General features: G+C 70.8%; 19 protein-coding genes. 13 read left to right on the top strand and 6 right to left on the bottom strand.

Going from position 1 to position 25,163, the window contains the following annotated elements; translation table 11 throughout:
• The first annotated feature begins 207 nt into the window (after positions 1–207).
• The 3 genes from OG878_RS26090 to OG878_RS26080 all read left to right on the top strand — a co-directional run bounded on the left by OG878_RS26090 (position 208) and on the right by OG878_RS26080 (position 5,961).
• Positions 208–1,281 (top strand): hypothetical protein, encoded by a 1,074-nt coding sequence (locus tag OG878_RS26090; RefSeq protein WP_328889026.1) that lies wholly within the window; start codon positions 208–210, stop codon positions 1,279–1,281.
• A 168-nt stretch (positions 1,282–1,449) separates the two neighbouring features.
• On the top strand, positions 1,450–4,749 hold the full coding sequence (locus OG878_RS26085; protein ID WP_328889025.1) for a S8 family serine peptidase: 3,300 nt from the start codon (positions 1,450–1,452) through the stop codon (positions 4,747–4,749).
• Between the two features lie 183 nt (positions 4,750–4,932).
• Positions 4,933–5,961 carry an aspartate-semialdehyde dehydrogenase gene (locus OG878_RS26080; protein ID WP_328889024.1) on the top strand — a complete coding sequence of 343 codons (1,029 nt, stop codon included), beginning with the start codon at positions 4,933–4,935 and terminating at the stop codon, positions 5,959–5,961.
• Positions 5,962–6,021: 60 nt separating this feature from the next.
• On the opposite strand, the gene OG878_RS26075 is transcribed toward OG878_RS26080, so the two are convergent.
• Together OG878_RS26075 and OG878_RS26070 are read right to left on the bottom strand one after the other, a co-directional pair.
• A complete protein-coding gene (locus tag OG878_RS26075) occupies positions 6,022–6,369 on the bottom strand; it encodes a type II toxin-antitoxin system PemK/MazF family toxin (protein WP_328889023.1) in 348 nt (115 codons plus the stop codon).
• On the bottom strand, positions 6,356–6,586 hold the full coding sequence (locus OG878_RS26070; protein ID WP_277326221.1) for a ribbon-helix-helix domain-containing protein: 231 nt from the start codon (positions 6,584–6,586) through the stop codon (positions 6,356–6,358). Before OG878_RS26070 ends, OG878_RS26075 begins: the two co-directional genes overlap by 14 nt.
• 104 nt (positions 6,587–6,690) lie before the next feature.
• Here OG878_RS26070 and pepN point away from each other — a divergent pair, with 104 nt between their 5' ends.
• Positions 6,691–9,267 carry an aminopeptidase N gene (pepN, locus tag OG878_RS26065; protein ID WP_328889022.1) on the top strand — a complete coding sequence of 859 codons (2,577 nt, stop codon included), beginning with the start codon at positions 6,691–6,693 and terminating at the stop codon, positions 9,265–9,267.
• A gap of 316 nt (positions 9,268–9,583) precedes the next feature.
• Here the strand turns inward: pepN and OG878_RS26060 are convergent, their stop codons facing one another.
• From OG878_RS26060 to OG878_RS26050, 3 genes are read right to left on the bottom strand one after another with little or no spacing between them, the layout of a single operon-like run.
• On the bottom strand, positions 9,584–9,814 hold the full coding sequence (locus tag OG878_RS26060) for a hypothetical protein (RefSeq protein WP_328889021.1): 231 nt from the start codon (positions 9,812–9,814) through the stop codon (positions 9,584–9,586).
• 20 nt (positions 9,815–9,834) lie between these two features.
• Positions 9,835–12,108, bottom strand: coding sequence for a 4-alpha-glucanotransferase (gene malQ, locus OG878_RS26055; RefSeq protein ID WP_328889020.1), 2,274 nt, complete (start codon positions 12,106–12,108; stop codon positions 9,835–9,837).
• Positions 12,109–12,339, bottom strand: coding sequence for a hypothetical protein (locus tag OG878_RS26050; protein WP_328889019.1), 231 nt, complete (start codon positions 12,337–12,339; stop codon positions 12,109–12,111).
• 310 nt (positions 12,340–12,649) lie between these two features.
• Here OG878_RS26050 and OG878_RS26045 point away from each other — a divergent pair, with 310 nt between their 5' ends.
• The 4 genes from OG878_RS26045 (at position 12,650) to OG878_RS26030 (ending at position 18,432) form a co-directional block, all read left to right on the top strand.
• Entirely contained in the window at positions 12,650–15,652 is a 3,003-nt protein-coding gene (locus tag OG878_RS26045; RefSeq protein WP_328889018.1) for a beta-N-acetylglucosaminidase domain-containing protein, read from the top strand.
• A 152-nt stretch (positions 15,653–15,804) separates the two neighbouring features.
• Positions 15,805–16,362: a PadR family transcriptional regulator gene (locus tag OG878_RS26040; RefSeq protein WP_328889017.1), complete on the top strand. Its 558-nt coding sequence runs from the start codon at positions 15,805–15,807 to the stop codon at positions 16,360–16,362.
• On the top strand, positions 16,359–17,099 hold the full coding sequence (locus OG878_RS26035) for an ABC transporter ATP-binding protein (protein WP_328889016.1): 741 nt from the start codon (positions 16,359–16,361) through the stop codon (positions 17,097–17,099). The genes OG878_RS26040 and OG878_RS26035 overlap by 4 nt, the downstream gene beginning before the upstream one ends.
• Positions 17,089–18,432 (top strand): FtsX-like permease family protein, encoded by a 1,344-nt coding sequence (locus tag OG878_RS26030; RefSeq protein WP_328889015.1) that lies wholly within the window; start codon positions 17,089–17,091, stop codon positions 18,430–18,432. The genes OG878_RS26035 and OG878_RS26030 overlap by 11 nt, the downstream gene beginning before the upstream one ends.
• A gap of 53 nt (positions 18,433–18,485) precedes the next feature.
• Here the strand turns inward: OG878_RS26030 and OG878_RS26025 are convergent, their stop codons facing one another.
• The gene (locus tag OG878_RS26025) at positions 18,486–19,022 is read right to left on the bottom strand and encodes an HNH endonuclease (protein WP_328889014.1); all 537 of its coding nucleotides are present in this window, start codon (positions 19,020–19,022) and stop codon (positions 18,486–18,488) included.
• 366 nt (positions 19,023–19,388) lie between these two features.
• Here OG878_RS26025 and OG878_RS26020 point away from each other — a divergent pair, with 366 nt between their 5' ends.
• The 5 genes from OG878_RS26020 (at position 19,389) to OG878_RS26000 (ending at position 25,163) form a co-directional block, all read left to right on the top strand.
• Entirely contained in the window at positions 19,389–20,456 is a 1,068-nt protein-coding gene (locus OG878_RS26020) for a mechanosensitive ion channel family protein (RefSeq protein ID WP_328889013.1), read from the top strand.
• A 210-nt stretch (positions 20,457–20,666) separates the two neighbouring features.
• Entirely contained in the window at positions 20,667–21,902 is a 1,236-nt protein-coding gene (locus OG878_RS26015) for an ROK family transcriptional regulator (protein WP_328889012.1), read from the top strand.
• 67 nt (positions 21,903–21,969) lie between these two features.
• Positions 21,970–23,307 (top strand): ABC transporter substrate-binding protein, encoded by a 1,338-nt coding sequence (locus OG878_RS26010; protein WP_328889011.1) that lies wholly within the window; start codon positions 21,970–21,972, stop codon positions 23,305–23,307.
• 7 nt (positions 23,308–23,314) lie between these two features.
• Positions 23,315–24,256 (top strand): carbohydrate ABC transporter permease, encoded by a 942-nt coding sequence (locus OG878_RS26005; protein ID WP_328889010.1) that lies wholly within the window; start codon positions 23,315–23,317, stop codon positions 24,254–24,256.
• Position 24,257: 1 nt separating this feature from the next.
• A complete protein-coding gene (locus OG878_RS26000) occupies positions 24,258–25,163 on the top strand; it encodes a carbohydrate ABC transporter permease (protein WP_328889009.1) in 906 nt (301 codons plus the stop codon).

Raw genomic sequence — 25,163 nt, 5'->3', positions numbered from 1 at the left:
TCCGGACGCTGGGGGCTCTGTCCTCGATCGCCGGGCGGGCCCGATTGTCGGGCCCGCCCGGCGTGCGGACTGACGGGGGCACAATCCCCGGCGGGATCGCCCTTTTCGGTTGTCGAACGTCCTTACTTTAGGACGGCGTTGTCCTGAATTGTCGACGGGCGTGTAACAGGGGTTAGCCGCACCGCGGCCGGCGGCATACCCCGGAACATGACCCAGAACACCCCTGCCTCCCGCTGCCACTTCCGCCTCCCCTCCGACGTACGGCAACGCGTCCTGTCCGCCGAGCAGTTGAAGGCGCACGGCGTGTCCCCCGCGCGGGCGGCCGCGCAGTGCCTGGCCGGCGGTCCGTGGCAGCAGCCGCTGCCCGGCGTGTACGTGCTGCACCCGGGACCGCCCACCGGCGAGGAGCGGCTGCGGTCCGCCCTGCTGTATGTCGGACGGCGGCGCGGCGCGCCCGCCCAGGCAGGCGCCGCGCGGGCGACGGGGTACGGCGAGGCCATGGTCACCGGGCTGGCGGCGCTCGCCCTGTACGGGTTCTCCGCCGCGCCCCCGGTCGGTTCGCTGGACCGGATCGATGTGCTCGTGCCGCGCACCAGGCGGCTGCGGTCGGCCCGGTACGTGCACGTGATGCGGACGTCCGAACTGCCCCGCCCCGAGCAACTCGGCGGCCTGCCGGTGGCCCCCGTGGCGCGGGCGCTCGCAGACGCGGCAGCCGGGCTCGGGGACGCCTCGGCCGTACGCCGGCTGCTCACCGAGGCGGTCCGCGTCGGACACTGTGAACCTGCGGCAGTGGTACGCGAGTTGAGCCGCGCCAAGCTGCTGGGCCGACCCCATGTGGTGAACGCCGTCGACTCGCTGCTCGCCGAGGGGCGGGCGCTGGCGGAGAGCCGGCTGTACGAGATGGTGCGGACCTACGACCTGCCGGAGCCGCTGTGGAACGTGGACCTGCGGCTGCCCGGCGGCCCGCACCTCGGCGGCGTGGACGCCTACTGGCCCGGCGAGGCCGTCGCCGTCGCACTCGAGAACCGCACACCCCGGCACGGCACGCTCGACGACGGCCGACGCCAGGACGACGGCGAGAACGGACGCGGGCACGACGCCGAGTGGTCCGCGGACACCGCCGAACGCGAGCATCTGGAGCGGCTCGGAATCACCGTCGTCCACCTCACCCCGAGGAGGCTGCGCGACGCCCAGGAGCATCAGGCGGCGGTGGTGCGCACCGCACTGATGGCGGCGGCAGACCGCGAGCCCGCCGCGTATGTGGTCATCTTGCCCCGGTAACAGGGGAGTTATCACCCCTTTCATCCCTGGTGACGCTTTGGCCCCGGTGGCGGAAGTACGCCACGGACGCATCTCGCCTCCCTCAACCCTCCACAAACCCGTGTCGGTTACGAAAGGCTGAGCGGTCATCCGGTATCGAATTCCGGACTTTCTCTTTCACTTACAGGGATGCTGATGACCTCCGAATCCCCAAGCCTCATATCCGGGGCGAGACGCGTGGCCCGAGTCGCGGCCGCCGCCGGTCTGGTGGCCGCACTGGCCGCCTCCGGCGCGGCCCCGGTTTTCGCCGCCGACGACCCGGCCGACACCCCCGTGAAGACGGCCGCCACGAGCGACAAGCTCGGTGCGGCTGACGCCGACGTCCTGACCAAGGCGAAGGCCAAGGGTGAGAAGAACGTCACCATGATGGTCGCCACCGCTCCCGGTGCGACCGAGCAGGTCGCCGAGCAGCTGGACGCCGTCAAGGGGTCCGTGATGGGGCGTACGTACGACAAGCTCGGCTACGTACGCGCGACCGTACCGACCGCGACCGCCGAGGCCACCATCAAGGCGGCCTCGAAGCTGACGTCCGTCCACGGCATCGATCTCAAGCAGGAGATCATGCTGGACGACCCGACTCCCGCGGCCGACCGGGCCGCCGGGGCGAAGACCCAGTCCACGGGCACCTACCCGGCACCCGGCAAGAAGACGCCGGCGAAGAACCCGTACAACCCGTCCTTCGAGACGGGCGCGGTCGACTTCGTCCAGCAGCACCCGAAGGCCGACGGCCGCGGCGTGACCATCGGCATTCTGGACTCGGGTGTCGACCTCGGTCACCCGGCGCTGCAGAAGACCACCACCGGCGAGCGCAAGATCGTCGACTGGATAACGGCCACCGACCCGGTCAGCGACGGCGACGGCACCTGGCTGCGGATGACGGCCTCGGTGGCCGGCCCGACCTTCACCATCGGCGGCCGCACCTACTCGGCGCCGGCCGGTTCGTACAAGATCCAGCTCTTCTCCGAGGCCGCCACCAAGGGCGGCGACATGGCCGGGGACCTGAACCGTGACGGTGACACCACCGACGTCTGGGCCGTGCTCTACGACCCGGTCGCCGGCACCGTGCGCGTCGACCTGAACAACGACGCCAACTTCTCCGACGACGCCGTCATGAAGCCGTACAAGGACGACCACCAGGTCGGCTACTTCGGCACGGACAACCCGGCGACCGAGGTCGTCGAGCGCATCCCGTTCGTCGTCGAGACCCGCAAGAGCGTGGTGTACAACGCAGCCGGCGACAAGGCCGACTACGTCAACATCGGTGTCATCGAGAGCGAGCACGGCACCCACGTCGCCGGCATCACCTCCGCCAACGGGCTCTTCGGCGGCAAGATGAACGGCGCAGCGCCCGGCGCGAAGATCGTCTCCTCGCGTGCCTGCACCTGGTCCGGCGGCTGCACGAACATCGCGCTCATGGAGGGCATGCTCGACCTCGTCGTGAACCGCGGTGTCGATGTCGTCAACATGTCGATCGGTGGCCTACCGCCGCTCAACGACGGCAACAACGCCCGTGCCGAGCTGTACAAGCGGCTCATCGACACCTACGGCGTCCAGCTGGTCATCTCGGCCGGCAACGACGGCCCGGGTGTCAACACCATCGGTGACCCCGGCCTCGCCGACCACGTCATCTCCGTCGGCGCGTCCATCTCCAAGGAGACCTGGGCCGCCAACTACGGCTCCAATGTCACCAAGAAGTACGACATGCTGCCGTTCTCGTCCCGTGGTCCGCGTGAGGACGGCGGCTTCGCGCCGATCCTGACCGCGCCCGGCGCCTCCATCAACACCACCCAGACCTGGCTGCCCGGCAGCCCGGTCAAGGAGGCGGGCTACTCGCTTCCGGCCGGCTACTCCATGCTGCAGGGCACCTCGATGTCCTCGCCGCAGGCCGCCGGCGCGACCGCGCTGCTGCTGTCCGCCGCGAAGCAGAAGCACATCGAGCTGCCCCCGGCCGATCTGCGGACCGCGCTGACCAGCACCGCCACGCACATCGACGGCGTGCCCGCGCACGCCCAGGGCTCCGGTCTGATCAACATCGTCGGTGCCTGGAAGCAGATCGAGAAGCAGGGCGCCCCGGCGCACGAGTACTCCGTCAAGGCCCCGGTCGACACGTCGATCGACTTCGCGCTGAAGACCCCGGGCTTCGGCACCGGCCTGTACGACCGCGAGGGCGGCCTGAAGGCCGGCCAGACCAAGTCGTACGACGTCACGATCACCCGCACCACGGGCCCGGACAAGGCCGTCGCGCACAAGCTGTCCTGGAAGAACGACGACGGCACCTTCAAGCTGGTCGGCAGCAGCACCGTCTCGCTGCCGCTCGGCACGCCGGTGACCGTCAAGGTCCAGGCGAAGCCGCGTACCGCGGGCGTGCACAGCGCGATCCTGCTGGTGGACGACGCGAAGACCTCCGGCGTGGACCAGCAGATCCTGTCCACGGTGGTCGTCGCCAAGGACCTGGTGAAGCCGGCCTACGCGTTCACGGCGTCCGGCTCGGTGCAGCGCAACGGCACCACGTCGTACTTCGTGAACGTGCCGGAGGGCGCCAGGACCCTTGAGGTCGCGATGAGCGCGCTGCGCTCGGGCAGCCAGACCCGCTTCATCTCCATCCACCCGTACGGCGTGGCCATGGAGGACAGCGGGACGCCGTTCTGCTACCCGAACTACGACAACCCGGCCAACACCTGCCGCCCGGACGTGCGCTCGTACGCCGACCCGCAGGCCGGTGTCTGGGAGATCGAGGTCGAGGCACGGCGCACGTCGCCGCTGCTGGACAACCCGTTCAAGCTGGATGTCGGCCTGCTCGGCGCGTCCTTCGACCCGGCCGTGCAGACGCTGCCCGAGGCGAAGATCGGTACGCCGGCCGCGGTGAACTGGACCGTCACCAACACCGCGGGCGACCTCGTGGGCGCTCTCAAGGGCGGCTCGCTGGGTTCGGCCAAGGTTGCCACCCCGTCGATCAGCACGGGCGACCAGCAGGTCACCACGGTCACCATCGGTGAGGGCGTCGAGAAGCTGGACGTCGCCATCGGCGGCACGTCGGACGCCAACGCCGACATCGACCTGTACGTGCTCGACGAGAACGGCGCCGAGCTCGGCTCCTCCACGAGCGCGGGTGCGGAGGAGTCGGTCAGTCTGGCGAACCCCGCGGCCGGTACGTACACGATCGTCGTGGACGGCTACTCGGTTCCGGCAGGGACGACCACGTACGACTACCGCGACGTGTACTACGCACCGTCGCTCGGCACGCTCAAGGTCGACGAGTCGAAGGCCGTGAACCTGGCCAGCGGCGCTTCGGCGCAGGTCGGAGCCGATGTCGTGGTCGCCGGTGCGGCTCCCGAGGGACGCCAGTTCTTCGGCGAGGTGCAGCTGGTGAACAGCCGCGGCACCGCGGCGGGCACCGGCAGCGTCGTGATCGAGAAGGTCACGCCGTAACGGTCCGGATGCTGCATCTGTGACACCGGTGGGGCGGGCGCTCTCGGAGCGCCCGCCCCACTGCTCTGCCCGGCCGCCGCCGGTTCCTGTCCGTCTGCCGGACAATGGATTGGACAAGGAAGCCGTGGACACCCGCATCATGGAACGGCAACCGCGCCAGTTCGTACGTTTGAAGGAGTCCCCGTGAAGGTCGGAATCGTCGGCGCCACCGGTCAGGTCGGTACAGTCATGCGCAGGATCCTGGCCGAGCGGAAATTCCCGACCGACCAGCTGCGGCTCTTCGCCTCCGCGCGCTCCGCGGGCTCCACGATCGAGTGGCAGGGTCAGGAGATCACCGTCGAGGACGCCTCCACCGCGGACTACACGGGTCTCGACATCGTGCTGTTCTCCGCCGGTGGCGCCACCTCGAAGGCGCTCGCCGAGAAGGTCGCCGGCCAGGGCGCCGTGGTGATCGACAACTCCTCCGCGTGGCGCAAGGACCCCGAGGTTCCGCTCGTCGTCTCCGAGGTCAACGCGCACGCGATCAAGAACCGCCCCAAGGGCATCATCGCGAACCCGAACTGCACCACGATGGCCGCGATGCCCGTGCTGCGCCCGCTGCACGACGAGGCGGGTCTCGACGCGCTGGTCGTCACCAGCTACCAGGCGGTCTCCGGCTCGGGTCTGGCGGGCGTCGCCGAGCTGCACGGCCAGGCGTCCAAGGTGATCGCGGACGCCGACAAGCTCACCCATGACGGCGGCGCCGTCGACTTCCCCGAGCCGGCCGTCTACAAGCGCCCCATCGCCTTCAACGTGCTGCCGCTGGCCGGCTCCATCGTCGACGACGGCTCCTTCGAGACCGACGAGGAGCAGAAGCTCCGCAACGAGTCCCGCAAGATCCTGGAGATCCCGGAGCTCAAGGTGTCCGGCACCTGCGTCCGGGTCCCGGTCTTCACCGGTCACTCGCTCCAGATCAACGCCCGCTTCGCCCGCCCGATCAGCGTGGAGCACGCCCACGAGCTGCTGGAGGACGCCGAGGGCGTCGAGCTCTCGGAGATTCCCACTCCGCTCCAGGCGGCCGGCCAGGACGTGTCGTACGTGGGCCGCATCCGGGCCGACGAGACCGTGGAGAACGGTCTGGCGCTCTTCGTCTCCGGCGACAACCTGCGCAAGGGCGCGGCGCTGAACGCCGTGCAGATCGCGGAGCTGGTCGCGGCCGAGCTGAACGGCTGACGTCTGTACGCAGCTGAGAAGGGCGGCCACCGGTGTGCGGTGGCCGCCCTTTCGCGTACGTCAGAGGGCGAGGTGCCGTCGCAGGGCGGCGTCGATCTCGGCCATGCGGGGGCGGGGGACGGCGCCGACGCGTCGCCGGAACCGCTCCTGGGCCATCGCACGCACCTGCTCGCACTGCGCCTTGGACTCCCTGGGCAGACCGGACTCCTCCGCCCGGAGCAGCACCTGGAACGGATAGACCCGGGAGGTGTTCGACGTCAGGGGCACCACGGTGATCACGCCCCGCCCGGTCCGCGCCACCACGGCATTCGCCCCGTCGTTCGAGACGATCACCGACGGGCGCGCCTTGTTCACCTCGCTGCCCCGCACGGGCTCGAAGTCGACCAGGTAGATGTCACCGCGCCTCATCGATCAGCCCGTCTCCCGAGAGCCGGTCCCAGAGCGCGGCATCCTCGCTCGCGTCCCATTCCGCGAAGGCCGCCTCGTAGTCGGCCTCCAGGTTGGAGGCGCGCAGCAGCTCGATGGCGGCGTGGATCACGGCGGACCGGGAATCCGCATCGGTCTTCGTGGCGTACTCGTCGACGAAAGCGACATCCTCCTGGGGCAAGCTCACACTGATCTTCATACCCTTCATGCTACCGCGGGTAGGAACATCGTGGCCACTCCGCTCCACAGGGCGTCTGGCGTGGAAGGATGACCCGAAACGTCACCATCGAAGGAGATGACCGCGTGCCTGGCACGAATCTGACCCGCGAAGAGGCACACGAGCGGGCGCGCCTGCTGACCGTGGACGCGTACGAGATCGATCTCGACCTCTCCGGAGCGCAGGAGGGCGGCACCTACCGGTCCGTCACCACCGTGCGCTTCGACTCCGCCGAAGCCGGTGCGGAGAGCTTCATCGACCTGGTCGCCCCGGCCGTGCACGAGGTCGAGCTGAACGGCAAGGCCCTGGACGTGGCGGCCGTCTTCCGCGACTCGCGGATCGCACTGCCGCACCTGCACGCGGGCTCCAACGTGCTGCGGGTCGTCGCGGACTGCGCCTACACCAACACCGGTGAGGGCCTGCACCGTTTCGTCGATCCCGTCGACCAGCAGGCATACCTCTACACGCAGTTCGAGGTCCCGGACGCGCGCCGGGTCTTCGCGAGCTTCGAGCAGCCCGACCTGAAGGCGACCTTCCAGTTCACCGTGAAGGCGCCGGCGGGCTGGACGGTCATCTCGAACTCCCCCACCCCGGAGCCCAAGGACGACGTCTGGGTCTTCGAGCCGACGCCGCGCATCTCGACGTACATCACGGCCCTGATCGTCGGCCCGTACCACGCGGTGCACAGCAGCTACGAGAAGGACGGCCGGTCCGTTCCGCTCGGCATCTACTGCCGCCCGTCGCTCGCCGAGTTCCTCGACGCGGACGCGATCTTCGACGTCACGCGGCAGGGCTTCGAGTGGTTCCAGGAGAAGTTCGACTACGCGTACCCGTTCGCCAAGTACGACCAGCTGTTCGTCCCGGAGTTCAACGCCGGCGCGATGGAGAACGCGGGCGCGGTCACCATCCGCGACCAGTACGTGTTCCGCTCGAAGGTGACGGACGCGGCGTACGAGACGCGGGCCGAGACGATCCTGCACGAGCTGGCCCACATGTGGTTCGGCGACCTCGTCACCATGGAGTGGTGGAACGACCTGTGGCTGAACGAGTCGTTCGCCACGTACACGTCGATCGCCTGCCAGGCGTACGCGGAGGGCTCGAAGTGGCCGCACTCCTGGACGACGTTCGCCAACTCCATGAAGACCTGGGCGTACCGCCAGGACCAGCTGCCGTCGACGCACCCGATCATGGCGGACATCCGTGACCTGGACGATGTCCTGGTCAACTTCGACGGCATCACGTACGCCAAGGGCGCCTCGGTCCTGAAGCAGCTGGTGGCGTACGTCGGCATGGACGCGTTCTTCAAGGGCGTCCAGGCGTACTTCAAGGCGCACGCGTTCGGCAACACCCGTCTGTCCGACCTGCTGGGCGCGCTGGAGGAGACCTCCGGCCGTGACCTGAAGGCCTGGTCGAAGGCGTGGCTGGAGACGGCCGGCATCAACATCCTGCGTCCGGAGATCGCCACGGACGAGAACGGTCACGTCACCTCGTTCGCCGTCCTCCAGGAGGCCCCGGCGCTGCCCGCCGGCGCCAAGGGCGAGCCGACGCTGCGCCCGCACCGGATCGCGATCGGCTGCTACGACCTCGACGAGGCCGGAAAGCTGGTCCGCACGAACCGGATCGAGCTGGACGTCGACGGTGAGCGCACCGAGGTCCCGTTCCCGGCGGGCACCGCACGCCCGGCCGTCATCCTGCTCAACGACGACGACCTGTCGTACGCGAAGGTCCGGCTCGACGAGGAGTCGCTGCGGGTCGTCACCGAGCACCTCGGCGACTTCACCGAGTCGCTGCCGCGCGCCCTGTGCTGGGCCTCCGCCTGGGACATGACCCGCGACGGCGAGCTGGCGACGCGTGACTACCTCTCGCTCGTGCTGTCCGGCATCGGCAAGGAGTCGGACATCGGCGTCGTCCAGTCGCTGCACCGCCAGGTGAAGCTGGCCCTGGACCTGTACGCGGCGCCGGAGTGGCGCGAGGCAGGTCTGACCCAGTGGACGGAGGCGACGCTCGCGCACCTGCGCGCTGCGGAGCCGGCCGGCGACCACCAGCTGGCCTGGGCCCGCGCCTTCGCGGCGACGGCCCGCAACCCGCACCAGCTGGACCTGCTGCGGGCGCTCCTGGACGGCACGGAGGCGGTGGAGGGCCTCGCCGTCGACACCGAGCTGCGCTGGGCGTTCGTGGAGCGGCTTGCCGCGGTCGGCCTGCTGGACGAGGACGAGATCGCCGCCGAGTACGAGCGCGACAAGACGGCCGCGGGTGAGCGCCACGCGGCGACGGCCCGCGCGGCACGTCCGTCGGCCGAGGCGAAGGCGGAGGCGTGGGCCTCGGTCGTCGAGTCCGACAAGCTCCCGAACGCCGTCCAGGAGGCGGTCATCGGCGGCTTCGTCCAGACCGACCAGCGCGAACTGCTGGCGCCGTACACGGAGAAGTACTTCGCGTCGGTCAAGGGCGTGTGGGACTCGCGCAGCCACGAGATGGCCCAGCAGATCGCCATCGGTCTCTACCCGACGCTCCAGGTCTCGCAGAAGACCCTGGACGCGACGGACGCCTGGCTGGCCTCGACGGAGGCGAGCGCGGGTCTGCGCCGGCTGATGTCGGAGTCGCGCGCGGGCGTGGAACGTGCCCTGAAGGCACAGGCTGCGGACGCGGCGGCGGCCACCGCGTAAGAACGGCAGGGGCGGGTGGCGGATGGCGAAGAGCACCCGCCACCCGCCCCTCTGCGTCAGCGGCCGGGGCCGCGGAATTCGACCTCACCCGCGCCCCGGACGCCGCCGGCACGGTCCCGCGCTCGCTCAGCACACGCAGGATCCGCGGCTTCCTGATGTCCCACTCGGTCATGTCCGCACACTGGCCGCCGTTATGGAGCCGACCGGCCCGGCCCCGGAACGCGAAGCAGGGCGCCCCGACGTGTTCACGCACGTCGGGGCGCCCTGATGAAGCGCCGGTGGAGCCACGCGGACCCGAGTCCGCGCAGCCGGAGGGTCAGGCCTGCTTCTTGGACTTGTCCAGGAGCATGACCAGGCCCGCGATGATCACGAACAGGGCGATGGGTGCCACCACGTAGAGCCCGATCGTGTCGATCACGCTCAGGCCGGTGCCCGGGTCGTCACCGTCGTCACGGGTCAGCGCAAGCGCGGGGGACGACATGAGCAGCATCATCAGCGTCGTACCGGCCGCCACGGCGCCGGCGCGCATTGCGTTCTTCTTGTCCACGGTGCAAACGTAGCGAACGCCTAGGAGCGGCGCGCGCCCGGGGGTGCCGTACGGGGACGCGGGCGTCTCTTTCCGGGGTCGAGGACCTCCATCAGGCCGTGCAGGCGGGCGGAGGCGGCAAGTTCCTCCAGGGTGACCGGCCGGCCCTCCGCGTCCGCGATGGGCAGCCGCCAGTTGGGGTACTGGTCCCAGGTGCCCGGCAGATTCTGCGGACGGCGGTCACCGACGGCGTCCGGGAGCCAGACACCGACCATGCGGGCCGGGGTGCGCAGCAGGAAGCGGTGGACGGCCCGGACAGCACCCTCCTCGTCACCTTCACCCTCCGGCAGCAGACCGAGCCGGGCGAGCAGCGAGAGCCACCCGGCGGTGTCGGTGGCGTCCTCCGCCTGCTCCTGCTCCAGGGTGCGGGTGAGCAGGCCCAGGCGGTGGCGGAGTGTCACATGGTCGCCGGTCAGCCGGGCGGCGGTGGACGGCAGATCGTGGGTGGTGGCCGTGGCGAGGCAGCCCTCCCGCCAGTGCTCCGGGGGCAGCGGGCGGCCGGTGCCCGCCCAGTCGCGCTCGAACCAGAGCACGGAGGTGCCGAGCACCCCGCGCCGGGCGAGCGCCTCCCGTACGCCCGGTTCGACCGTGCCGAGGTCCTCCCCTATGACGACCGCGCCGGCCCGGTGCGCCTCGAGGACGAGGACGGCGAGCATCGCCTCGGCGTCATGGCTGACGTACGTGCCCTCCGTAGGCGGACGTCCCTCGGGTACCCACCAGAGCCGGAACAGGCCCATGACGTGGTCGATGCGCAGCGCGCCCGCGTGGGCGAGGAGGCCGCGCAGCAGTCCGCGGTACGGGGCGTAGCCGGACGCGGCGAGGACGTCGGGGCGCCACGGGGGCAGCCCCCAGTCCTGTCCGCGCGCGTTGAAGGCGTCCGGGGGTGCGCCGACCGACATCCCGCGCGCGAAGGCGTGCTGCTGGGCCCAGGCGTCGGCGCCGCCGGGGTGCACGCCGACGGCGAGGTCGTGGACGATCCCGACGGCCATTCCTGCGTCCCGTGCGGCGCTCTGGGCCGCGGCGAGCTGCTGGTCGGTCAGCCAGGCGAGCCGGGAGTGGAAGTCGACCCTGTCCAGCAGTTCGGCGCGGGCGCGGGCGGTCTGCGGGGAGCGGGGGTCGCGCAGCGCGGGCGGCCAGGCGTGCCAGTCGGAACCGTGCAGCTCGGCGAGGGCGCACCACAGGGCGTGGTCCTCCAGCGCCTGCCCCTGGGCGGCGAGGAAGTCGCAGTACGCGGCGCGGCGGCCGGGGGTCAGCGTGACCTCCCCCACGAGTTCGAGGGCCTGGCGCTTGAGCTCCCAGACGGCGTCCCGGTCGATCAGCGCGCCCTTGTTGAGGACGGTGTCGCTCAGCGCCTCGGCGCTCTGCCGCAGGTCGTCGAGGGCAGCCCGGTCCGGTACGTGCCCGTACTCCGGGATGGATTCGATGTGCAGATGGACGGGATCGGGGAAGCGCCGCGAGGAGGGGCGGTACGGGGAGGGGTCGGTGGGTGCGCCCAGTACGGCCGCGTGCAACGGGTTGACCTGGACGAATCCGGCACCGAGGGTCCGTCCCGACCAGGCGGCGAGGTCGGCGAGGTCTCCGAGATCGCCCATGCCCCAGGAGCGGCCGGAGAGCAGGGAGTAGAGCTGGACGAGGAAGCCGTGGGTGCGCTGCGGCGGCTGGGGCACCCGGGACGGGGCGACGATCAGGGTGGTGGTCGCGGATCGGCCGCCCTGGGTACGCACGGTCAACCGGTGCACCCCGAGCGGGGGTTCGGACCACCAGGAGGGGGCCGGGGCGGGGGCAGAGGAAACGGGACCCGTGGTTCCGGTTCCGCCGGAACCGGTGCTGCCGGTTCCGAAAACCGTGCGGGAGGCGGCCGGGGCGGCCCCGGAGCCGGTCCCCGAGCCCTTACCGGCCGTCGCCGGAACGGCTGGATCCGACGGTCCGCCCGGCACCCGCATCCGTGGCGGCAGCGGCGAACCGTCCGGCCCCTCGGGTTCGATCTCCAGCGTCGTGCCGGGCCGTAGCGCGATCAGGGCAGCCGGCAGCGGCTCCCCGGTCCACACCACCAGCGTGGGCGGGAGCAGCCGGGATGCGGCCGCCGACTCGGCGGCGGCGAGCGATTCCTCCACCGCTGCAGGGGTGGAGGCGTCCACGCCGAGCGCGGCGAGCACGGCGACGACCGTGCCGTCGGGGACGGACACCGTGACATCTGCGGACGGTGCATAGGAAGTGGCGACACCGTGCAGTGCGGCGAGCCGGGACAAGCCCATTCAGACTCCTGGGGACTCCGTGCCCCCCGCGGTGCCGGGGGCGGTCGGCTCGCTGGTCAGTGGGGCGATGACGGCGAGCGGCGGCTCACTGGTCAGAGGTGTGGCATCGGCGAGCGGCGGCTCGCTCGTCAGGGGTATGGCGTCGGCGAAGGCGGGCTCACCGGCCAACGGCCCGGGGCCCGGCACCTGCGGGGACAGGGCGGAGAGCAGGAGCTGCGCAGCAGCGGGCATGGCGGCCTCCTGGCCGTGGAGAAACTGGACACAGCAGGCCTACCCACTGGGAGCGCCCGCAGACGTAGGCGTTACGACAACGAGTTCAACGTGCTCCGAGTCACATTCCGTTCCCCGCTGGCCAGTTACCCGCAAGTTGTCCGCCGTTTTCGGCCATTCGGCGTCATCTCTGCTGCGACACACCGGCCGCCCCCGGAACCCCGCCCCACCCGCCGCATCGGGCGAATCCGGCGCATCAGCCACACGCATTGACACCCTTGCGCCCGGGTGGTGGGGTCGGAGCCCATCGGCGGGAGCGAAGGAGTACGGCATGCCGTTCAGGCGCGGAAAGCACGCGACGGCCGTCGCCGTCGCCGTGCTGGGCGGACTGCTCTCCACCGGGACCCCGGCCGCCTTCGCCGTGCCGTCGGCCCCCGGCTCCCCCGCCGTCACCACACCTGACACTCCCGACCGCACGGACGACGGCGCGCTGCCCACCGTGTGGCCCCGGCCGCAGGCCATCGACGCGTCCGGGACAGCCGTATCGCTGCCCACCGAGGTGACCCTCGCCGCCGGTGCGGACGCCGATCCGTACGCCGTCGAGGCCGCCAGGCAGGTGCTGCGCGATGCGGGCGTGCGGACCGTGCACGAGGCGCTGCCCGGCCGCGGGCCGGTGATCCGCCTCGGCGGCGACGGCGCGCAGGACGCCCTGCGTACGCTGCGCGTCCCCGAGCGCGCCGATCTGCCGTCCGGGGGCTACCGGATCGCCGTCGGCACGGTCGGGGGCCGCTCCACCGTCGCCCTGGACGGTGTCGGCACCGACGGTCTCTACCACGCCGTGCAGACACTGCGTCAGCTGATCCGGAACGGCAGCGTCGCCGGGGTCAGCGTGCGGGACTGGCCGGGCACCGCCGTCCGCGGAATGACCGAGGGGTTCTACGGGCAGCCGTGGACCCGCGAGGAGCGGCTCGCCCAGATCGACTTCATGGGCCGCACGAAGCAGAACAGGTATCTCTACGCGGCGGGCGACGACCCGTACCGGCAGGCCCGTTGGCGCGATCCGTACCCTGCCGACCGGCGCGCCGACTTCCGGGCGCTGGCCGAGCGGGCCCGCACCCGGCATGTGACGCTCGGCTGGGCGGTCTCGCCCGGCCAGGCCATGTGCATGTCCTCCGACAGCGATCTGAAGGCGCTGACGCGGAAGATCGACGCCATGTGGGCGCTGGGCGTACGGGTCTTCCAGCTCCAGTTCCAGGACGTCAGTTACAGCGAATGGCACTGCGACGACGACGCCGGCACCTTCGGCCGCGGCCCGGAGGCGGCGGCCAGGGCGCAGGCACGGGTCGCGAGCGAGGTGGCCAGGCATCTCGCGGAGCGGCATCCCGGCTCGGAGCCGCTGTCCGTGCTGCCGACGGAGTTCTACCAGGACGGGGCCACCGACTACCGGACCGCGCTCGCCAGAGAGCTGGACGACCGGGTGCAGATCGCCTGGACCGGGGTCGGGGTCGTACCGAAGACCATCACCGGGCGGGAACTGGCCGGTGCACGCGCCGCATTCCGCCATCCGCTGGTCACGATGGACAACTATCCGGTGAACGACTACGCCCAGGACCGCATCTTCCTCGGTCCCTACACGGGCCGGGACCCGGCGGTCGCGATCGGCTCGGCGGCACTGCTCGCCAATGCGATGGAGCAGCCGTCCGCGTCCCGGATCCCGCTGTTCACCGCCGCCGACTTCGCCTGGAACCCGAAGGATTACCGGCCGCAGGAGTCCTGGCGGGCGGCGATCGACGATCTCGCGGGCGACGACGCGGGCACCCGGGACGCGCTGCGTGCGCTGGCCGGGAACAGTGCGGCCTCCGTGCTGGGCGGCGACGAGTCGGCTTATCTGCAGCCGCTGTTCGCCGCGTTCTGGAAGTCCCGTACGACGCCGGACGCCACGGCGCAGACCGACGCGGCGCGGGAGCTGCGGGCCGCGTTCACCGTGATGCGGCAGGCCCCGCAGCGGCTGAAGGGCCCGGCTGACGGGCGGCTCGACGACGAAGTGCGGCCGTGGACCGAGCAGTTGGCCCGGTACGGCCGGGCGGGCGAGCTCGCCGTCGATCTGCTGCAGGCCCAGGCGCGCGGTGACGGCGCGGCTGCGTGGAAGGCGTCGCTGGCCCTGGAGCCGCTGCGGAAGGCCACCGGGGCGAGCGGTGCGACGGTCGGCAAGGGCGTCCTCGGCCCGTTTCTGGACCGGGTGCGCAAGGAGGCCGACGCCTGGACCGGCGCGGACCGGGACACCGGGACGGTGACCGAGACCCCGGGCAGCTACACGGTCCGGCTTGACCGGGCCCGCCCGCTGGAGGCCGTGACAGCGATGACGGTGCCCGGCGCCGAGGCGGACGCGACGCTGCAGGCGCATGTGCCGGGCGAGGGCTGGCGCAGCCTCGGCCCGGTCTCCGGGACCGGCTGGACCCAGACCTCGGTCAAGGGGCTGCGAGCCGATGCGATCCGGGTGATCCGGCCCACCGCCTCCCTGGCGGCGGCCCCGGGCGCGAGCACGGGCATGCTGCCGCCGATCGTCTCCGGAACCGCCCCCACCGCCGCACCCCTCCGGGTGCGCGCCCTCGTGCCGTGGTTCGGTGACGAACCCGCCGCCCGGCTCGATCTCGTACGCGGTGAGACCGATGCCGAGATCGGCGGCGGCCCGCAGCAGGTCCAGGCACGGCTCGCCGCCCGCCGCCCCGCCGAGGTACGGGGCGCACTCACCGCGAAGGCGCCCAAGGGCATCAAGGTGTCCGTCCCCAAGCAGACGACGGTGCCGCGCGGGACCGGTACCGACGTCCCCGTGGAGATCACCGTCCCGGCGGACACCCCGGCGGGCGAGTACGAGGTGCCGTTCCACTTCGCCGGCGAGGAGAGCACCCTCACCGTCCGGGCGTACCCGCGCACCTCAGGCCCCGATCTGGCCCGTACGGCCACCGCCTCCTCGTCCGGCGACGAGACCCCGGACTTCCCGGCCACGGCCGCCTCGGACGGCGATCCCGCCACCCGCTGGTCGTCCCCGGCGGAGGACGGCGCCTGGTGGCAGACGGAGCTGGCGGAGCCCGCCAGGATCGGACAGGTGGTGCTGCGGTGGCAGGACGCGTATGCCTCCCGCTACCGCATCCAGGTCTCCGCGGACGGCCGCAACTGGCGTACGGCGGCCACCGTCCGGGACGGCAAGGGCGGCCTGGAGTCCGTGCGGATGGACGCGCCGGGCACCCGCTTCGTCAGGATCCAGGGTGACGGCCGGGCCACCGAGTTCGGCTACTCGCTCTGGTCGGTGGAGGCGTACGCCGTCGCCCAATAGCCGCATGCGGGCACGCAGCCCTGCGGACCAGGGGCAGTTGACCACCCCACCGGCAATCGCCGCTCCGCCGGCGGCCCCCTCGGCAGATGATCTCCGATCGCCGTCCACCCAACTATTCACTCAGTACATGTACCGAGTATATAGTCGGCCGCATGAGCATCCGCCATGTCCTTCTTGGACTGCTCGCCGGAGGTCCGAGCCACGGCTACGACCTCAAACGGCGGTACGACGAACGCTTCCCGCAAGCCCGGCCACTCGCCTACGGGCAGGTCTACACGACCCTGCAACGTCTGGTGCGTGACGGACTCGCCGCCGTCGAAGGCACCGATTCCGACAGTGGCCCCGAACGCACCCTGTACCGCTCCACCGACGAAGGATCGCGCGAACTGGCCGGGTGGGCCGAGGAGATCGCCCCGCCCGCCCCCTTCGTGGCGAACGAGATCTTCGCCAAGGTCGTGGTCTCGATCCTCGTCGCGGCCGCCGCCGACAACGACCGCACCACCGGCGCGGCCACCTATCTGCAGGCCCAGCGTGCCGCCCACATGGAGCGCATGCGCGAACTCACCGCACTCAAGACCACACCGGGCGCCGATCTCAGTACGGTGCTCTCCGCCGACTACGCCCTCGCCCATCTCGACGCCGACGTCCGGTGGATGACCACGACGGCGAGCCGGCTCGCCACCCTGACCGCGGAGGTCAACGCAGCATGAGCACACCTACCGAGCAGCACCCCCCGGGAGCAGCGCCCCTGCTGACCGCCACAGGGCTGCGGAAGTCCTACGGCAGGTCGGAGGCGTTGCGCGGCGCTTCGATCGAACTCCACGCAGGTGAGATCCTCGCCGTCACCGGCGCCAGCGGCTGCGGGAAGTCCACGCTGCTGCACTGCCTGGCGGGGATCGTCCGCCCCGACGAGGGTTCCGTCGCGTACGGAGAGGAGCGACTGGACCGGCTTTCCGAGGCCCGGCTCGGCGAACTGCGGCGCACCGACTTCGGCGTGGTGTTCCAGTTCGGGCAGCTGATTCCCGAGCTCACCGTGCTCGACAACGTGGCACTGCCCCTGCTGCTCGCAGGGACGTCCCGCGCCGCTGCACAGGCGCGGGCCGGTGAATGGCTGGAACGCTTCGGGGTGCGCGGCCACGCCGGTCTGCGACCCGGCGAGCTGAGTGGTGGCCAGAGCCAACGCGTGGCACTGGCACGCGCGTTGGTGACCGGCCCCAAAGCGGTCTTCGCGGACGAGCCGACCGGGGCGCTCGACTCACTCGCCGGGGAGCAGGTGATGACGGCCCTGGTGCACGCCACCCGCGAGACCGGCACCGCGGTGCTGCTGATCACCCATGATGCGCAGGTCGCCGCGTACGCGGACCGCGAGGTGTGGCTGCGGGACGGGGCCGTCCACGCCGGCGCCACCCCGGTCACCGTCGGGGAGGCCGCCCGCCATGAAGGCTGACGCCCGCATCGCATGGATCCTGACGCGCGGTTCGCATCGCCGCGAGTGGTGGCGGATCTCGCTCACGGCGGTGGGCGCGCTGCTCGCCACGGGCTTCGCCCTCGCGGCGATCACGGTCGCCGCCGTTGCCGGGCAGGTGTCGATCCCCTACGCGCACGGCCTGCTGAACCAGCCGGGCCAGCGCGCCGGTGTGGTGGTCACGCTGCTGCTCCTGCTCGTCCCCGTGCTCGGCTTCCTCGGTCAGTGCGCCCGCATCGGCGCCGTGCACCGCGACCGGCGGATGGCCGGGCTGCGGCTCGCGGGGGCGTCGCCCGCTCAGGTACGGCGTATCTCGGCGCTGGAGTCCGGGTTCGCGTGCCTGGCGGGATCGACCGTGGCACTGGCCGTCGTCGCCGCGGTCCTCGCCGGCATCGGTCACATGCCCCCGCCGGCGGCATGGGTGGCCTTCGTACTGGTCGTCCTCGCCGTGCCGGTCGTGGGCGCGCTGGTGAGCGCACTCGCCCTGCGGCGGGTGGTAGCCTCGCCGCTCGGCTGGGTGCGCCGGGTCCGTCCCGACAGCCGGCACCGGATGCTGCTCGCGCTCCTGGTCCCGACGGCGCTGATCGCCGTGGCGCTCTTCCTCCTTGCCGACCGCAACAGCCGTCCCGGCGAGGTGACCGTCCCGTTCTTGGTGCTCGCCGTGGTGCTTCTCACCGGAGCGGGTGCGGTCTGGCTGGCGGGAGCGACGGCTTCCTCCATGGGCCGGCGGCTGACGCTCCGCGCGAAGAGCCCCGCAGTGCTGATCGCCGCCGGCCGGCTCAAGGACGATCCGTGGGCCGCCGCGCGCACCCATGCGGCTCTGCTGCTGGTGACCGTCGTCGGGGTGGGTTTCGTCGGCGTACGGCAGGTGCTGCTCGACGAGTTGCACCGGCGGAGCGGCTACACGGCGCAGGACCTCGATTTCTACACCACGGGGATCGACCTCGCCGGTACCGCCGTCCTGGTGGCTCTCGCCATCAGCCTCTTCGGCCTCGCGGTGGGCACGGCCGAATCCGTTGCCACCCGCCGCAGGGGACTCGCCGCCCAGACCGCGGCCGGCGTACCGCGGACGATTCTGGCCCGGACCCTCCTCCTGGAGACGGCGCTCCCGCTGGCCCCCGCGGTCCTGCTCGCCGGCATCGGAGGCATGGCGCTGCACCTCGCGTACTCCTTGCTGGTGACTCCCGAGGCCGTCCCGTCGATGCTCCCGCTGCTCGTACCCGTGGTGGTGTACGCCGCCTGCCTGCTGGCCGCGTCGGCCTCGCTGCCGCTGCTGCGGCGGGCGGTGGACCCCGCGGAGCTGCGGTTCACGTAGCGCGCGGCGCTGCGCGAAACCGCATCTCCCCGGATACGCGAAAGCCCGGATCGTCAGGCTGAGATGCCGTCGATCCGGGCCATGGCGTCGTCCGCGCCGAACGGTTGCAGGTAGGGCAGCCAGCGCGGGTCGCGGTGCCCCGTTCCGATGATCCGCCAGGCCAGGCCGGTAGGCGGGGCGGGTTGTTGGTGCAGCCGCCAGCCGAGCTCCGGCAGATGGCGGTCCGCCTTGACGTGGTTGCAGCGGCGGCAGGCCGCCACCACGTTGTCCCAGGCGTGCTGACCGCCGCGGCTGCGCGGAATGACATGGTCGACGCTGGTCGCGGCGGCGCCGCAGTACATGCACCGGCCGCCGTCCCTGGCGAAGAGCGCGCGACGGGTGAGTGGAACGGGCCCCCGGTAGGGGACCCGTACGAACCGCTTCAGGCGGACGACGCTTGGTGCCGGGACGACACGGGTGGCACTGTGCATGAAGGCGCCGGACTCCTCGAGGCAGATGGCCTTGTTCTCGAGGACGAGGACGAGCGCGCGGCGGAGCGGTACGACGCCGAGCGGCTCGTACGACGCATTGAGAACCAGGACATGCGGCACGGTTGATGCCTCCTTGTACGCCGGCGGCGCGTGGCTCGCGCCGGGACGATCCGATCTCAGTCTCTCCTCCTGCCTGATGAAAGCGCCACCACGTGCGAGTAACGGGCCGAAAGGATTTTCTCCGGCCCGCTGCGAACGCACCACCCGAAGAGCCCCGGATCAGGCGCTTCGGGGCCGCCGCCGCACAGGACCCGGCCCGGTGTGCGATCGGCCACACCCGGCCCGGCGCCCTGGTCCCGGCTCCGGCCCCTTCCTCCTTGTCTATCCCCGGGCGAGAGGCGTCTCTCCCCTCCGTCACGGCACCGGTGCATGCCCGATACCCCGTTAGTGTGGTTGGTCAGCGCTCGCCCATTTGGAGGTTCCGCCGTGTACCTGTCCGCCCTGTTGGCCGCTGCCCCGTCACCCGAGCCCGGCGGCTCGCTGGACGAAGCCGCCAAGCAGGCCGGCAATGCCGCGGGCTGGGTGGAGGAGAACTGGTCCACCTGGCTGAACACCGGCCTGCGCATCCTTCTCATCGCCGCGATCGCGATCGTGTTGCGCATCGCGATCCGCCGTGCTCTCACCAAGCTCATCGAGCGGATGAACCGCAGCGCCCAGGCCGTCGAGGGCACCGCCCTCGGCGGGCTGCTGGTCAATGCGGAACGGCGCCGGCAGCGCTCCGAGGCCATCGGTTCCGTCCTCCGCTCGGTCGCCTCGTTCCTGATCCTCGGTACGGCCGGCCTGATGATCCTGGGCGCGTTCCGGATCGATCTGGCCCCGCTGCTCGCCTCCGCCGGTGTCGCCGGTGTCGCGCTCGGCTTCGGTGCGCGCAACCTCGTCACCGACTTCCTCTCCGGTGTCTTCATGATCCTGGAGGACCAGTACGGCGTCGGCGACACCATCGACGCGGGCGTCGCCTCCGGCGAGGTCATCGAGGTGGGGCTGCGGGTCACCAAGCTGCGCGGGGACAACGGTGAGATCTGGTACGTCCGCAACGGCGAGGTGAAGCGGATCGGCAACCTCAGCCAGGGCTGGTCGACCGCCGGGGTCGATGTGCAGGTGCGCCCCACGGAGGACCTCGACCGGGTACGCACGGTGATCACCGAGGCCGCCTCGATGATGGCCAAGGAGGACCCGTGGAACGAGCGCCTGTGGGGTCCGGTGGAGATCCTCGGCCTGGATTCCGTGCTCCTCGACTCGATGACGGTCCGGGTGACGGCCAAGACGATGCCGGGCAAGTCCCTGGGCGTGGAGCGCGAGCTGCGCTGGCGGATCAAGCGGGCCTTCGACGAGGCGGGTATCCGGATGGTCGGCGGTGTCCCGGCTCAGGCGGACGAGGGGCCGGCTGCGGACCCGACGGCCGGGATGGCCGCCCCGTCGGCCTACGCGTCGACGACGTCCCCCCAGTCGCTGGCCGCGACGCCGATCACCCCGCCGGCGAATCTGAACAAGTAGCACCGCATGTCCGAAGGGCGTCCTGCTCGGTCCTCAGGGGCCGGGCAGGACGCCCTTCGGTGTGAGACGGCCGGGGTGCATGCGGCTCGCCCGGCCGCCAGATAACGCTTTGGTTGCCACCGCAACCCTGGTCATTGACGCCCGCCCACCCGCGCCCTACGGTCCTCCCATCGAACAGGAAACTTTCCTAACAGAGGACGGTTCGCGCTCATGGCCGGAACAACACCGGGTACCCCCCGCGTCCTGCGGGCCATGAACGACCGGGCCGCTCTCGATCTGCTGCTGGAGCACGGGCCGCTCTCCCGGACGAGGATCGGGAAGCTGACGGGGCTCTCCAAGCCCACCGCCTCCCAGTTGCTGGCCCGGCTGGAGGCGGCCGGTCTGGTCGTCGCCACCGGCACCGTCGCGGGACGGCCGGGACCCAACGCCCAGCTGTACGCGGTGAACGCCCGGGCCGCCCACGTCGCCGGGCTCGATGTGAACGCCCAGCGGATCGTCGCCGCGGTCGCCGATGTGACCGGCGAAACGGTCGGCGAGTTCGAACTGCGCACCGGGCGGCACACCCCCGGGCGGCGCGCCGACAGCGTGGTGCGGCAGGTGACCGAGGCACTGGACGGCGCGGTCAAGGCCGCCGGGCTCACCCGCGCCGAGGTGCACCGCGTGGTCATCGGCACCCCTGGTGCCTTCGACCCCGGTACCGGGCGCCTGCGGTACGCCTCCCATCTGCCCGGCTGGCACTCCCCCACACTCCTGGACGAGCTGGCCGCGATCCTGCCGATGCCCGTCGAGTACGAGAACGACGTGAACCTCGTCGCCGTGGCCGAGCAGCGGCTCGGTGCGGCCCGTGGCCACGACGACTTCGTCCTGCTGTGGAACGAGGAGGGCCTCGGCGCCGCCCTCGTCATCAACGGACGCCTGCACCGCGGCTTCACCGGCGGCGCCGGTGAGGTCGGCTTCCTGCCGGTGCCCGGCGCCCCGCTGGTCCGCCAGGTCACCAAGGCGAACGCGGGCGGCTTCCAGGAACTGGCGGGCGCGCAGGTGCTGTCCCGGCTGGCCAGGCAGCTCGGCATCGAGGACGGACTGAGCCGCGCCACCGGCACCCACCACGAGGTCGCCGCCGCTCTGATCGGCCGGGCCGCCGAGGCCACGGAGCGGGGCGAGGACGGCCCGTACGCCCGGCTCCTCGATCTGTACGCCACCGGGCTCGCGACCGGCCTGGCCTCCCTGGTCGCCGTGCTCGACCCCGAACTCGTCGTCCTGTCCGGCGAGTTGATCTCCGGCGGCGGTGAACCGCTGCGCGCGCGGGTACAGGCGGAGCTCGCCGAGCTGGCGGCTTCCAGGCCGCGGCTGATCATCGGCGAAGTGACTCACCGGCCCGTACTGCGCGGGGCGTTGGAGAGCGCCCTCGTCTCGACCCGCGACGAAGTCTTCGACACCTCACGCTGACCTCTGCCGTCCCTCCCTTCGCACAGCCGACCCTGTCCCGTCCCAACCTTCATCGGGAGACACCGCCATGTCCGGAAACCGCCGGAAGTCGGCCGCCGCGCTCGCCGCGACCGCCGCGATATCCCTCTTCGCCTCTGCCTGTACCGGTCAGAGCAGCAACGGCGCCAGTGACGACGCGTCCAAGGAGACGACCCTCACCTTCTGGCACGGCTGGAGCGCTCCGACGGAGGTCAAGGGAATCGAGGCGACCATCGCCGCCTTCGAGAAGGCGCACCCCAACATCCATGTGAAGGTCGTCGGCAACATGACCGACGACAAGATCAACCAGGCGCTGCGGGCGGGCGGTTCCAAGGCTCCCGACGTGGTCTCCTCGTTCACCACGAACAATGTCGGCAAGTTCTGCTCGTCGAAGGCCTTCGTCGATCTGAACCCCTTCCTCAAGAAGGACGGGATCGACCCGGACAAGACCTTCCCGAAGGCGATGAACGAGTACACCCAGTACAACGGGGTGCGGTGCACGGTGCCACTGCTCGGTGACGCGTACGGGCTGTACTACGACAAGGACGCGTTCAAGGCCGCCGGCATCGCCTCCCCGCCGAAGACCTGGTCGGAATTTGCCGCGGACGCCAAGAAGCTGACGAAGACCAAGGGCGACTCGTACGAGCAGCTCGGCTTCATGCCGAACTACCACGGCTACGAGTCGACGACCGAGCACTACCTCGGCGGCTGGAACCCGACGTACTTCGACGCCGACGGCAAGTCGAACATCGCCAAGGACCCGGCCTTCGCGTCCATGCTCACCACGCAGAAGAAGCTGGTCGACGAGCTGGGCGGTTACGCGAAGCTGGAGAAGTACCGCACCTCGTTCGGTGACGAGTGGGGCGCCAAGCACCCGTTCCACACCGGTCAGGTGGCCATGCAGCTGGACGGCGAGTGGCGGCTCGGCATGGCCGAGGACGCCAAGCCGGACTTCGAGATCGGCGTCGCCCCGATGCCCGTCGCCGACGACGAGGCCGACACGTACGGCAAGGGCTATCTCACCGGCACCATCGCCGGTATCGCGTCCACCTCCACCAAGCAGAACGCGGCGTGGGAGCTGGTGAAGTTCATGACGACCGACACCGACGCGGTGGTCGACTTCGCCAATGCCATTCACAACGTGCCGTCCACGCTGGCGGCGCTGAAGTCGCCGAAGCTGAAGTACGACCCGCGCTTCAAGACCTTCCTGGACATCGCCGCGAACCCGGAGAGCACCACCACCCCGCCGTCCGTGAACGGGGGCGCGTACCTGGTGTCCCTGCAGAACCTCGGATTCGACATCGAGAAGGGCACGCAGACGGACGTCAAGGCGGGCCTGGAGAAGACCGCCCAGGAAATCGACGCGGCGATCGCGCAGGCGAAGTAGCACCGCGATGAGCACGTACACACTCCGCTCGAAGCGCCGCCGGTCGGCCCTGCGGACGGCCGCCTTCATGTCGCCGTGGCTGATCGGGTTCTGCGTCTTCTTCGCCTATCCGCTGATCTCCACGCTCTATTTCTCCTTCACCCACTACGACGGTTTCGCGGCACCGGAGTTCAACGGGCTGAAGAACTGGTCGTACGTCTTCCACGACTATCCGCTGTTCTGGCCCGCCCTGCGGAACACGCTGTGGCTGGTCGTGGTGATGGTGAGCTGCCGGGTCGTCTTCGGTCTCGGCGTCGGCCTGCTGATCACCAGGATCAAGACGGGTGCCGGAGTCTTCCGCACCCTGTTCTACCTGCCCTATCTCGCCCCACCGGTCGCGGCCACGCTCGGCTTCGTCTTTCTGCTCAACCCGGGTACGGGGCCGGTCAATTCGATCCTCGGCGATCTGGGGCTGCCCACACCGGGCTGGTTCACCGACGCCACCTGGTCCAAGCCGGCCCTGACCGCGCTCGCGGTGTGGGGGGTGGGCGACCTGATGGTGATCTTCATGGCCGCGCTGCTCGACGTACCGAAGGAGCAGTACGAGGCGGCGGAGCTGGACGGGGCGAGCGTGTTCCAGCGGTTCCGCTTCGTCACGCTGCCGAACATCTCGCCGATCATCATGTTCGCCGTGGTCACCGGGATCATCCAGACGATGCAGTACTACACACAGCCCCTCGTGGCGGGGAAGGTCGCCTCGGGCGTGATGGGCGGCTCCGGGCAGCAGTTCGAACCGGGCTATCCCGACAAGTCGACACTGACGCTTCCGCAACTCGTCTACAACCTCGGCTTCCAGCGATTCGACTACGGCTCCGCCTGTGTGGTCGCGCTCGTTCTCTTCGTCCTCGCGATGGCGTTCACCGCACTGCTGATGCGGCGCCGCAGCGGGCTGATCCAGGCAGGTGAGTGACGTGGCGCAGGCTCTCGACACCCTCAAGGCCGCCGACCCGTCGGCCGGACGGCAGGTCACCCCGGCCGAGCGGACCGCCCGCCGCAAGGCGTTGCTGGACTGGATCGCCGTGCACACGCTCGGCATCGCGGCCGCGCTCTTCTTCGTGCTGCCGTTCGTCTTCCTGTTCCTCACCTCGTTGATGAGCGACCAGCAGGCGCTGACCCGGGATCTGTGGCCGCACCCCTTCGAGTGGAGCAACTACCGCAGGGTGTTCGACACCCCGGGCTTCCTGACCTGGTGGAGGAACACCCTGCTGTACGCGGGGCTCGGCACGGTCCTCACCGTCGTGTCGTCGCTGCCCGTGGCGTACGCGCTCGCCAAGTTCCGTTTCCGCGGCCGACGGCTGTCGCTGCTGCTCGTCATCTCGATGATGATGCTGCCGCCGCAGGTCGTCGTCATCCCGATGTATCTGTTCTGGGCGAAGCAGCTGGACCTGTCCGGCACGCTCTGGCCGCTGATCATCCCGATGGCCTTCGGTGACGCGTTCTCGATCTTCCTGCTGCGGCAGTTCCTGCTGACCATCCCGGACGAGTACCTCGACGCGGCGAAGGTCGACGGCTGCGGCGAGCTGCGCACCCTGCTGAAGGTCGTGCTGCCGATGGCCCGGCCCGGCATCGCCGCCGTCGCGCTGTTCCAGTTCTTCTACGCCTGGAACGACTACTTCGGGCCGCAGATCTACGCCTCCGAGAACCCGGCCGCCTGGACGCTCAGTTACGGCCTGGAGTCCTTCAAGGGCGCACACCACACCGACTGGAACCTGACCATGGCCGCGACCGTACTGGTCATGGCCCCCGTGATCCTCGTCTTCTTCTTCGCCCAGAAGGCGTTCGTCGAGGGCGTCACACTGACCGGAGTGAAGGGCTGA

The organism is Streptomyces sp. NBC_00316 (assembly GCF_036158715.1).
In the GTDB taxonomy this organism is placed as follows: Bacteria; Actinomycetota; Actinomycetes; order Streptomycetales; family Streptomycetaceae; genus Streptomyces.
This window is presented reverse-complemented; position numbering and strand designations above follow the sequence as displayed.

Coding starts and splice junctions, on each gene's coding strand:
- OG878_RS26085 (WP_328889025.1), top strand. CDS start 1,450: ATGCTGATGACCTCCGAATCCCCAAGCCTCATATCCGGGGCGAGACGC.
- OG878_RS26035 (WP_328889016.1), top strand. CDS start 16,359: ATGAGCACACCTACCGAGCAGCACCCCCCGGGAGCAGCGCCCCTGCTG.
- OG878_RS26015 (WP_328889012.1), top strand. CDS start 20,667: ATGGCCGGAACAACACCGGGTACCCCCCGCGTCCTGCGGGCCATGAAC.
- OG878_RS26040 (WP_328889017.1), top strand. CDS start 15,805: ATGAGCATCCGCCATGTCCTTCTTGGACTGCTCGCCGGAGGTCCGAGC.
- OG878_RS26045 (WP_328889018.1), top strand. CDS start 12,650: ATGCCGTTCAGGCGCGGAAAGCACGCGACGGCCGTCGCCGTCGCCGTG.
- OG878_RS26005 (WP_328889010.1), top strand. CDS start 23,315: ATGAGCACGTACACACTCCGCTCGAAGCGCCGCCGGTCGGCCCTGCGG.
- OG878_RS26050 (WP_328889019.1), bottom strand. CDS start 12,339: ATGCCCGCTGCTGCGCAGCTCCTGCTCTCCGCCCTGTCCCCGCAGGTG.
- OG878_RS26090 (WP_328889026.1), top strand. CDS start 208: ATGACCCAGAACACCCCTGCCTCCCGCTGCCACTTCCGCCTCCCCTCC.
- malQ (WP_328889020.1), bottom strand. CDS start 12,108: ATGGGCTTGTCCCGGCTCGCCGCACTGCACGGTGTCGCCACTTCCTAT.
- OG878_RS26075 (WP_328889023.1), bottom strand. CDS start 6,369: ATGAGGCGCGGTGACATCTACCTGGTCGACTTCGAGCCCGTGCGGGGC.
- OG878_RS26010 (WP_328889011.1), top strand. CDS start 21,970: ATGTCCGGAAACCGCCGGAAGTCGGCCGCCGCGCTCGCCGCGACCGCC.
- OG878_RS26070 (WP_277326221.1), bottom strand. CDS start 6,586: ATGAAGATCAGTGTGAGCTTGCCCCAGGAGGATGTCGCTTTCGTCGAC.
- OG878_RS26030 (WP_328889015.1), top strand. CDS start 17,089: ATGAAGGCTGACGCCCGCATCGCATGGATCCTGACGCGCGGTTCGCAT.